Annotated in this window: 10 protein-coding genes and 1 pseudogene; 4 read left to right on the top strand and 7 right to left on the bottom strand. The window is 49.7% G+C overall.

What is annotated here, in order from left to right; all coding sequences use genetic code 11:
- A pseudogene (locus tag PKX57_RS09920) lies at positions 1 to 392 on the top strand (APC family permease); the annotation flags it as partial.
- 42 nt (positions 393 to 434) lie between these two features.
- Here the strand turns inward: PKX57_RS09920 and PKX57_RS09915 are convergent.
- From PKX57_RS09915 to PKX57_RS09895, 5 genes are all read right to left on the bottom strand, one after another.
- Positions 435 to 1208, bottom strand: a complete 774-nt coding sequence (locus PKX57_RS09915) for a DUF3307 domain-containing protein (protein ID WP_213921875.1) — start codon at positions 1206 to 1208, stop codon at positions 435 to 437.
- Positions 1209 to 1293: 85 nt separating this feature from the next.
- The gene (locus PKX57_RS09910; protein ID WP_213921874.1) at positions 1294 to 1920 is read right to left on the bottom strand and encodes a SatD family protein; all 627 of its coding nucleotides are present in this window, start codon (positions 1918 to 1920) and stop codon (positions 1294 to 1296) included.
- Between the two features lie 99 nt (positions 1921 to 2019).
- Positions 2020 to 3834 carry a glycerophosphodiester phosphodiesterase family protein gene (locus tag PKX57_RS09905; RefSeq protein WP_213921873.1) on the bottom strand — a complete coding sequence of 605 codons (1815 nt, stop codon included), beginning with the start codon at positions 3832 to 3834 and terminating at the stop codon, positions 2020 to 2022.
- Between the two features lie 208 nt (positions 3835 to 4042).
- On the bottom strand, positions 4043 to 4867 hold the full coding sequence (locus PKX57_RS09900; protein ID WP_213921872.1) for a DegV family protein: 825 nt from the start codon (positions 4865 to 4867) through the stop codon (positions 4043 to 4045).
- A gap of 96 nt (positions 4868 to 4963) precedes the next feature.
- Positions 4964 to 5857 carry a PfkB family carbohydrate kinase gene (locus PKX57_RS09895; protein WP_213921871.1) on the bottom strand — a complete coding sequence of 298 codons (894 nt, stop codon included), beginning with the start codon at positions 5855 to 5857 and terminating at the stop codon, positions 4964 to 4966.
- 345 nt (positions 5858 to 6202) lie between these two features.
- On the opposite strand from PKX57_RS09895, the gene PKX57_RS09890 reads away from it, so the two are divergent.
- The 3 genes from PKX57_RS09890 (at position 6203) to PKX57_RS09880 (ending at position 8501) form a co-directional block, all read left to right on the top strand.
- Positions 6203 to 7015: a hypothetical protein gene (locus PKX57_RS09890; protein WP_213921870.1), complete on the top strand. Its 813-nt coding sequence runs from the start codon at positions 6203 to 6205 to the stop codon at positions 7013 to 7015.
- A 227-nt stretch (positions 7016 to 7242) separates the two neighbouring features.
- Positions 7243 to 7767, top strand: a complete 525-nt coding sequence (locus PKX57_RS09885; protein WP_472417082.1) for an Ig-like domain-containing protein — start codon at positions 7243 to 7245, stop codon at positions 7765 to 7767.
- Complete coding sequence (locus tag PKX57_RS09880; RefSeq protein ID WP_472417080.1) at positions 7761 to 8501, top strand: hypothetical protein; 741 nt, start codon at positions 7761 to 7763, stop codon at positions 8499 to 8501. Before PKX57_RS09885 ends, PKX57_RS09880 begins: the two co-directional genes overlap by 7 nt.
- An 84-nt stretch (positions 8502 to 8585) precedes the next feature.
- Here the strand turns inward: PKX57_RS09880 and PKX57_RS09875 are convergent, their stop codons facing one another.
- Both PKX57_RS09875 and PKX57_RS09870 read right to left on the bottom strand, forming a co-directional pair.
- Entirely contained in the window at positions 8586 to 9788 is a 1203-nt protein-coding gene (locus PKX57_RS09875; protein WP_472417078.1) for a hypothetical protein, read from the bottom strand.
- A gap of 1 nt (position 9789) precedes the next feature.
- A partial coding sequence (locus tag PKX57_RS09870) for an SDR family NAD(P)-dependent oxidoreductase (protein WP_472417076.1) occupies positions 9790 to 10267 on the bottom strand: 478 nt, incomplete at its 5' end.

Here is a 10267-nt window from a genome sequence, read left to right as displayed (position 1 = left end):
GGCTTCTATCTTCGATCATGCTGATTTCGGTCGGCGAATCCGGACTGAATCTCTTCGCGGCCTTCGCTTCGATAGGCGGGATCGCGGTCATTGTTCCTGCAATGTTTGCCGTCTTCAGATTGAAGAGAGACCCCAGGCTTAAAGAAAAGGCCCCGGCTATAGTGAACAGGAAGTGGTTCGGCATCATACCGGTTCTCGGCACGGCATTTTCAATAATGATAATGCTCATACTTCTTTACCAGGTCGGAGTAGATTTCAGCACCTCTTTCTTCCTGCTCTTCATCGTCTGGGAAGTCTTTGGAATGATATACTTCCTCTTCAGATTGAAATACCTCGACCGTGTAAAGAAGAACCCGTTTTCCAGGAACGATCTATCGGCGTTCGACGATTAACCGGTCATAACCACCGCAAAAACCCACGGCAGGCAGACACGTTCAGAAGGTTCTGAGAATAATGCCGCCAATTATGGCGAGCATGACGCTGGCGAGAGTTCCTATGAGATAGTATTCGGCGAAATCCTTGTTATCGAAGTGTTTGAACCTCGCAAAGGATTTGGCGGCGATCACTATACCTATCGACGCCACGTTGCCCGTGAGGTAGATAGTCAGAACGACAAGCCTCTCGAAAATCCCGATAACCTTACCCGTTCTGACGTTGTTAAGGACGGCGTTGCTCCCCATTATTCTCGAGAGATAGTCCGGCTCGTTCCTGTATATCAGGTCGAAAAGCTTTCGTATAAAGACAGCGCCTCCAAAGACCACCGAAAGATAGACAATCGCAGTGAAGAGCATCCTCCCTACGGGAAGCCTGCCTGGATCGATCCCAGTATAAGCGGCCATACTGCCGATCAGACCTTCAAAACTGGCCGTCACTTTTAAGTGGAAGAGCGGAACGAGCAGAATTATCGTGGCGATGTGAAGAAACTGGTCTATAAGAAAGAGATAGAAACTTGCGACCGCGCTTCTCCGCCTCTCGAGGGAGCTTTTCATAATATCGAGGAAGATGTGAATCAAAGATACGGCGAGACTGTACAAAAAGCTACTTATAAAGCCGTAGGGAAGCAACAGCGCTAACATCGTCAGAAAGACCGTTATCCCGTGTTTGAAGAAACCGGAAAAGCGAAGCGCAAGCCTGTCTTCTACCGTCTTGTCAGTCTGGAAAATGAAATCGGCCAGTAAATGTGCAAGTACCGATAAAAGTAGCGGCATCGATCCTCCTTTTAAATCCCGGGGGTTTTATTGCCCATAAATAAACTTAAATAGGTTTATATTCAATATATAAATCTATATAGATTTATATACCGGAAAACCTCTCACGCAAAGCCGCGGACATGTTGGTCTCCACCGACTTAATCGCGTTCCATTTCGCCTTTGCGCAGTGGTTCTGAACATTCGGCGCTGTAACGCCGAGAGCCGTGGCGGCCCTCTCGTAAGTTCCCTCTCTCTCGTAAGTATGGACTGCTTCCCACTGCTTTTCGGTCCAGTCACTCTCGATCGCGTCTTTGAGTATGAAAACGGTGTTAAGAAAAAGCCTGAGATTCTCTTCTTCGCAGGCGACAACGGTTTGCGCGTCTTTCGACTTTTTCGCCCCGTCGAGAGCGCTCCTAGCATCGAAGAAGACCTTCCCGCTCATATCCCAGGAGCTTCCGGCCTTCAGAAAAGCAGAATCCTCTATGAAACCAATACCTACGCCTATTCTAAGACGCAGTGGTAGGACACAATACCTCAAACGCCTTAAAAGCATCGGGAGCGCTTCTAAATCTGAGAGAACGGCCTGTAGCTCATCGCCACGCGATACGGAAAAAGGCTTCACCAGAAGCCCGCTGGCGAAACCCTCAAGCGTTTCCTTCAAAATCTCCAGAGAGAGATCGTGCTCTCTTGAACGTACAACATCGGCCGTCACGACCGCGTACACTCCCATAAGCCCCACATCCAATCCCGCTGCAAACTCTAAAATTATTCTATCACACTCGCCTTCCCGTACTCCAGAACGCCTTCTAACTTGTGGGTAATGATGATCCTAGAATGAGAGGACCGCGAGGACTCTTCTCTGAAATATCGAGAGCTGTGCTTTTCTGATCAGAAGCTGTGAAAGCGTCTCGGGCCTGTCTGTGATTATGGAAGAGACTCCCATGCTTGTGTAGCGCATCATCGACTCGGTATCGTTTACCGTCCAAACGTGCACATCTCTGCCATAGGAACGCGCGCGTATCATGAAGGCTCCGTTCAGTATGGTAGAAGACACGCTGTAGAAATCCACATCCAGCGACCAGAGATCTCTGGTTATGTAAGTGACTATCAGTCCAATCCGAATGGCAGGGTCGCTCTCTCTCACGGCTGCCAATCGGTCCCTGCTTGTAGAAGTTATCACGATTCTCTCCGTGAATTCATGCTTCTCAAGGGTATCGAGGACAGCCTGAACGATCATGGGCGTTTTTTCGTAGTCCTTCAGCTCTATGTTGAGTTTTATTTTCGTATCGACCTCGTTCATATACTCGATAACTTCTTCGAGTGTCGCGATTCTCTCGCCCGCGAAGTTTCTTGAAAATCTCCTCCCGACGTCTATCGCCTTTATCTCCTCCAGAGTCATCTCGGGGACGCTCTTGCTTACTCCGGCAACTTTGGAGAGCGTTCTGTCGTGGTTCAACACTACGTGGCCGTCACTTGTCAGCTGGACATCGATTTCTATGATATCGGCACCGTCGTGTACGGCCTGAATTATAGCGCTCATGGTATTCTCAGGGGCTTTCAAAGAACTCCCCCTGTGGGCGGTCACCAGTGGAAGATCGACCTCCGATTCCACCAGGAGTTTTCCATAATAATCGAAATAAGTCGCCTGGAACGCGAAAAGACCTAACAACAATAGAATCCAGGGTCTTTTCTGTATCTTCGGCTCTTTAGACAAATAAGTTCCTGCCTCCTCAAGAGCTTCAAGGTTGTTTTCGGCAACCAGTTCAAGGAAGAGGCGGGTAACCAGTATTGAAAACAGTCCCGCGACGACTATCCAGAAGACTGTGATAAAAACCGTTTCAGCGGAAGCGAAGAGCGAGAGTCTGAATATATTGAAAGATGTCGGTTCTCTGCTGTAACTGACCATAAGTTCGCGGCCCCCCCTGAAGGCGAGAGAAAATACCAGAAGGATCACCACAGTTAAGAGCCAGAAACGCCCCAGAATGTGCGCCAGTCTCATTCTGTTTCCTTTTACAAGTTTCTTGCTAGATCCAAGGGCCTTCAAAAATTTCTCCCGGCAGAGCAGACCGAAGTGCATAGCGAAAAGCCAGCTGAGCATCAACCTTACAAGAACCAGCAGAGAGGCTGCCGCGAGCAACCAACCGAAAAAGCCTGTGAAGAAAGAGGGATATCCACCGTTGCCGGAGTCGATGATATTTCTTGTTACAAAAGCGAAGACTGCAAGGAGAGGAACGAAACAGAGGGTGTAAACGCCGGCCTGGAAGGAGGAAAGGCCCACTATCCTTGGCGCGGTTCTGAGAAACTTCAACAACACCTCTCTGATTTTGGGAACACCTCCCCGGACTTTTACCGAAGCGATGAGAAGCAGTCCGCTCTGCTCGACCAGAAAACCTACCAACCAGAAGAAGACGACGATCATCACCAGAACCACGCCCGGAAAGCTCCCCGAGTACTCGAAAAACTCCCAGCTTCCTGATTTCGACCTCACCGGCATCGATACGAGAGATCTGAGAAAAAGAGCCACCGCCGGAATCGAGAGCGAAGCGACTACGAATTTCGACAGGATAGAGAATGTAGCCAGACTCAAAGCCGAGGCTTTGAAATCCGAAAGAACCGATCTGAAAACTCTCTTAGAATTTGCCAACGAGTACAACTCCCGGAAATGCTTTCCATTTAGACACCACAGTGGATCGGGCGAGTTTCTTAAGGCTCGCTACGGTTTGGTAAAAAAAGCGCGATCGTTATAAAACGACGGGTATTTGTATCTGTGAGATGAGCGTTCAGATGGTCAGGAGATTCCGGTCATTTCCGAAGAGATGATACAGATAGTAAGAGAGGACGTAAGGTAATCCTCAAAGAGCGAGAATCAATCCCCCGATGCCGGCGTAAGTCGCGATGGTGGGTCCCATCGTTCCGACGATCACTTCGGCCTCGGGGATCCTCTTTTTTATCTCGTCGGCGAAGTAACCGGCGTCTTTCGGGTTGTCCACATGCGTGATCCCGAAGAGCTTTTTCCCCTCGCGGGAGGCTTCGTCTATGAGGTCGATTATAGCCTGTCTGAAGCGGTTGGAGCCCCGAAGTTTTTTGTAGAGTTTCACTTCTCCCTCGACGCCGTGAAGGATTATCCTTATATTCAGAATGTTTGCGAGACCGCCCTGAAACTTGCTGAGACGGCCTCCCTTGATTATGTTCTCCAGAGTCAGCAACGGAATGATGATCCTGACGTTTTTGCGACACTCTTCTATTGTATGGAGTATCTCATCCACGCTCTTTCCCTGGAGAGCCATTCTGGAAGCTGTAATAACCTGGATTCCATGAGACAGAGAGCCTGCGAGAGAGTCGAAAACGACGGCTCTGTTTCCACTCAACTGCGCACCGATCTGCGCCGACTGGTAGGTACCGCTCAGTTTTGACGATATGGTTATGCAGAGCGGCGTATTGCCTTCGGACTGGATCGAGTTGAAGATATCGGCGAACTCGCCCGGAGAAGGCTGGGAGGTCTTTGGAAGCGTTTTTGATTCGCTCATCAGCTTCCAGAACTCCCGGGGCGTGATATCTATGTCCTCTTTGTATGATCTGCCGTCGACCACGACATTCATGGGGACAAAGGTGATACCGTTAGACTCGATGAGTTCTAAAGGCAGGTCGCAGGAACTATCCGTTACCACTTTAACCATGGCAATCTCTCCCGAATCGATTATTCGACGATATTATAACTCACAGATCGATCGTCCCACGGCCTGTCGAAAGACTCTTTCGCTACGGGACAGAGATCAGAAGGTAATATACGCCCTGTACTTGCCTTCTATCCAGTCTTTTGCGATTGTGTGAGCGGTGGCGATATCTATCTTTCCATTGCCGGCCAGGCCGGAAATAAATCCCGCGTTGAAGGCATCTCCCGCACCGATCGTATCGATGATGTCCCCGGTTTTCTCCGCATGGTGAAACTCGCATTGATCCTTACCCATCAGCATCGATCCTCTGGAACCCATTTTTATGAGAGCCCTGCTAGTGTAGTCGCTCTTGTATATTTGACCGGCCTCTTCCAGATACTCTAACTGCATGAGAGACAGGAATTCGGCCTCGTTTGGCAGGAACCAATCGACGGAACTGAGCAGGTTTTGAACCTTCGGTCTGAAGGAATCCCAGTCGTCCGTCGGCCAGCCCGTATCGAGGTACAGGGTGTTGTCTTCTTTAAGTACATCCAGAAGCGATCTCAATTTATCTTCATGCAAGCCTCTGAGTACATTGATCCCGCAAAAAAGAATGTGGGCGCCCTTTGTTCCTCGCAGCCTGTCGGCCACAAAATCGACATCGAGAGATCTCATGACGCTCTCGTTGCTGAAGAAGCTTCTCTCGTTACTGCTGTGAGTGATGGCTATGGAAAAGGGTGTCCTGCCCTTCAGCAACTCGAAATTAGATACATCTATGCCCAGCTCGGAGAACCTTGCCCTAAAACCTTTACCGATGAAATCATCCCCTGCGACCGTGACAACTTCCACCGGAAAACCGAGTCGAGAAAGCACCACGGCTGAATTTGCCGCCTGGCCGCCTATCCTGACCTCTATGGAATCCACTCCAATTTCCGTACCCCAGGCGGGCCACCTGTCGATCGATCCGGCTATGATATCGACATTCACGTTTCCCACAACGATTACTCTATCCAATTCGATCACACTCCCTCAGGGTTTATAAAGTGTACGATGATTATACCATCCACGAAAGGCGATTTATGGACTGGTGATAGGCCGCACTAACCTAGTGATCGCCCGATATTTCCGTATCGCTTTTTCTAGTTCGGCACTGTGTCTGTTGAGTATTGATATTGAGGAATAAATCGAATCGTACTCATAAACAAACATTATTCATAACCATCGACTGTTTTTTTAACTGCTTTCGCAATCTTTTCGTCCACAAATGAACCTTCGTTTGACCGGTTTAATAACCCATACTTCGATCCTTATTGATCATCTCTTTCTTTCGCTTGTATGATCTCGATGGGAGGTGAGAAAATGAAACGATTACTGGTACTTGTAGTCTGCACAGTAATGCTGTTAACGATATCAGGCTGCTTTCCCAGAGTCAAACCGCTTCCGAAGGCTGTTTTGATCGACGATACCCACAACAATATTTTCGCCAGTTCGATCGATGAGTATTCCACAAGCGCTTCAAGCGATTATTTCGAGGGCATAATTACCATCCTTTATTCGAGAGGCTATGAAGTGGCTTACTCGTCGGAGGCGGGATTCAATCCACAGAACTACGCAATTGTGATTCTATCGATGCCCCTCCAGGCCTACACACCGACCGAGATAGCCGCTCTCAACGCCCAGCTCGGCAAGAAAGGCAAAATAATAATGATGGATTTGCTCGTCGAAGTACCGCCGTCAAGCACCTTCTTCCTCGATGCCCTTTCAGACGGACTGAACACCGGTATAGGCTTCGTGTGGGGGCTGGTAACGGATACTGTAAACAACATCGGCGGCAACAAGCTCGTGATAACATCCGATAATTTCGGCGCTCATCCTATAGCTTCAACTTTATCGAACAAAATCGCGATGATGTTCACGACAAAGCTCACAGTAGAGGGAAACGCCTCCGCTGTCGTCTATGCTGAGAACTCTGCCGTTTTCCTGACGTATGTTTCATCGCTTGAAGAACAGGCTTCGATTCCACAGGCCTCCGATCCGATACCAATAGTCGCGGCATCCAGTGTCAACGGGGGCAAGGTCGTCGCCATTTCGAGCGCTTACGCTTTCCACGGGACTTTGATGGGAATCGTACCTGGCAACACCGAACTCTTTGAGGCCATTGTCGACTGGTAGCTCTTTAAGAAAATCGACTCTGCGAGTCATCATCTTTGCATGAGTAGAGCTTCTCAGGCTTCATAAACGCCGGGTCGGAATATTTTTCTCGACCGGGTGGAGCGAGCACTCTATAAAAGAGCATCAGTATTGATACTTTGGGTTTAGAATCGGTTAGATCAAATCAGAAGGCGCAGGTTGCGAATATCGGTATTGCTCGCTTCACACATTCGCGAGGAGGTGTTGGTATGAAGAGAAGATATCTGGCTCTACTGGTAATTCCGCTTTTGATAATGCTCACAGGTTGTCCCTTTCTCAACAAGCTGCCGTTGTGGACCTTGATTCCCAACATAATCAGAAATATCGGACAGGTGGTCAACATCAATCTTTCGACTTACTGTTCCGATCCCGACGGCGATCCACTTGTCTTCACTGTAGTGAGCGGACCGGGAACGATATCGGGAAACACTTACAGCTGGACGGTCAGCGGGTCGATAGGCGTGGTCACAATTACCATAAGCGCCTCTGACGGAAAAGGGCAGTCAAGCACGAGTTTCACTATCACCGTCAAAGGAGCGCCAAACACTCCATCCAATCCATCGCCTGCGAACAACGCCACCAACCAGAATTATCCCAATCTCACACTTTCGTGGACCGGCGGAGATCCCGACGGCGATAGCGTAACGTACGATCTTTATTTTGGAACGGCTTCAAATCCGCCAATTTACGCTTCGAACCTGACCTCGACCACTTACAACAAGGCCGGTTGCTGAGCAACACAACTTACTACTGGAAAATAGTGGCCAAGGACGGCGTCAACACCAAGACCGGCCCCATATGGGCTTTTTCGACAAAGCCCTACACGATAGTCAACGACAGCTTCGAATCGCGTCCGTTGGGAAATTTGAGCGCCGCAACTCTCCCCTGGGCGACATACACAAAAATTGATCCGGGATACTCGTATATTTCTGTCAATCTCGGCTACGGTGGCTCGAAAGGGCTCACGTTCGTCGACTCTAATGAAGCAGGCAATTCGAGGATATCTCGAAATATTTCGGCTCTGAAGAAGGGAACTGTCCAGTTCTATCTAAGGGCCGCCGCGAATGGTAGTATCGGGTTCAGAGACAATACCGGCTGGGTTCCATACGTATGTCTAGGAGACATGGGAAGCGGTTACGGTATGTATTCCTGGAACGAAAGTACGGGAGTTTTCACCAAGATCATGAATGTGACCTCGAACACCTGGTACGATATCTATATCTATTTCGATCTCAACGCCGGTCAGAACTACTACCGGGTCTATGTTAACGATGTTTTGAGAAGGACGGAGTATCTCACCGGCACGTTCAGTATGACCAGTTTCTCGTTCCTGACGTTTACAAATGAGGTTTGCAGCTGGGCCGACATAGACAACGTGGTTATCACCGCCTTGCAGCCTGGCTACTCAACGGCCGGGGAAGCGGGGTTTGAAGAGTTCTCCGGCTCGACCGATTTATCCACAAGATAAATGGAGCATAAAAAGCATACCGCCTCTGCGGTATGCTTTTTTTCATGTCAAATATACAAAACAGTGGTTCATTCTAGACCGAGACTATTTGGTGTTCTCCACAGCTTTGCTCATCCTGTCGATGACCGAGAGAGTGTACAGCAGATACAGCAGTACCACTCCGTTGGCCGTCAATACTATGCCTATAACGAGACCTGGAAGGAGAGATGAAATCAGCATCGAAGTCCCGAACACTATCGAAAGAAGGCTCAGAACAAGTTGAGTCAACACGAGTCTGTGTACGATCGGAGGTAGCGAAGCCTGCGGTTTTCCTCTGCCTTTCAGGCTCTGAAAAGCAAACTTTCCCAGATTGATCAGACCTCCAAGGATGTTTAGAATACCTATAAGAACGGTCAGCGGGGAAACGAGGATTTCGGGTATCATGCACGAGATGGTTCCCAGCGCCGCGAACAGAAGTCCGAGGAGAATCATGAGCCAGGTGCGGGGGAAGGGACCTATCGGTGTGCTGCCGGAGGCCAGCATCTGAACGGAGAAGAAGACCATAAGCAGTCCCAGCTGTGCGCTCCCGGAGAAGGGCAGTATTCCGAGGTTGACAGGGATGAGCAACAGACCCAGCAGTACCATGAAAACGCCGGTAAGCAAAATCATCGCCCTGTCCATGGGAAGATCGACCCTTTCCCCGCCTTTCTTTTCGGCCTGGGGGTAGGCCAGATAGATTTTACGCAGAACGAGAGCCAGATAGATTATGGACACCCCGTAGGCCAGCACGACAGCCGCGGTTGCCTGTGTTGTGAGCAAGTTACGGTTCAACAGAAGCAAAGCTATCACCATCGAGAGAAGATAGACCAGCGAGCAACCGGCGATCAGATGGCGAAAGATCCCGCCGTATTTCAACCAGTTCGTCAGCCTGTCCCTGGAAAGAACCATTTGCATGAACAGCAAAAAACCTCCCGGGCCGAAAAAAAGCATGAGGAGCAGTCGCGGTATCTCGCTGAAAATATCCGGAACGAAACAGGTCACTATTCCCACGGCTGCGACGGCGATACCGGTGGCGACAAGAAGCCAGGAGCGGTTCATATCTCCGAAGGGAGTCTTCCCCAGCGATACGATCTGGAGCGCGAACATTACCAGAAGCAGACCGTACAGGCCGTTCTCGTAATAAGGAAGCGATCCTGTCGCGACGGGAAAAAGTAAAATGCCCGTTATCGACACGATCAAGCCCGCGATTATCAGTATCACTACCTCCAGCTGGAGATCGGCCCTGCTGAACAACCGGAATTTACTCATATCAATAATAGATTCCCTTCGTGCGATAGTTTTCCCGTCTTTCGGCACCCAGCTGGCGGATAAACTTGTCGAATTCTTCCCTGTTGGTTCTGTAGGCAATGTCGAAATCTCGATACGCCTGGGGCAGTACTATCAGGAGAGCCTTTTTCTCCATCTCGTCGAAGATGTATTCGACCGCCTCATCGACGCTTATTGAATCGGGTGGAGGCGTCAGGTTGCCGAATATAGCCGTACGGACATTGCCGGGACAGATTACGCTGAACTGAAGGCCATCGGTTTCGAGTTCGTACTGCAGCGATTCGCTCATGGTTTTCACCGCGCTCTTGGTGGCGGCGTACAATGCCTGGTATGGCACAGGGACCAGGCCCGCGATGGAGGCCGTGTTTACTATGTGGCCCGAACCCTGTTTCCTCATTATCGGAATGGCCGTGTAAGTGCCGTAGATAACACCCATCAGATTGATATCGATGACGAATTTC

Origin of the sequence: Mesotoga sp. (assembly GCF_035363035.1) — a bacterium.
In the GTDB taxonomy this organism is placed as follows: domain Bacteria; phylum Thermotogota; class Thermotogae; order Petrotogales; family Kosmotogaceae; genus Mesotoga.
Note: the sequence above shows the minus strand (reverse complement) of the source record. Positions and strands in the feature narration are given on the sequence as shown.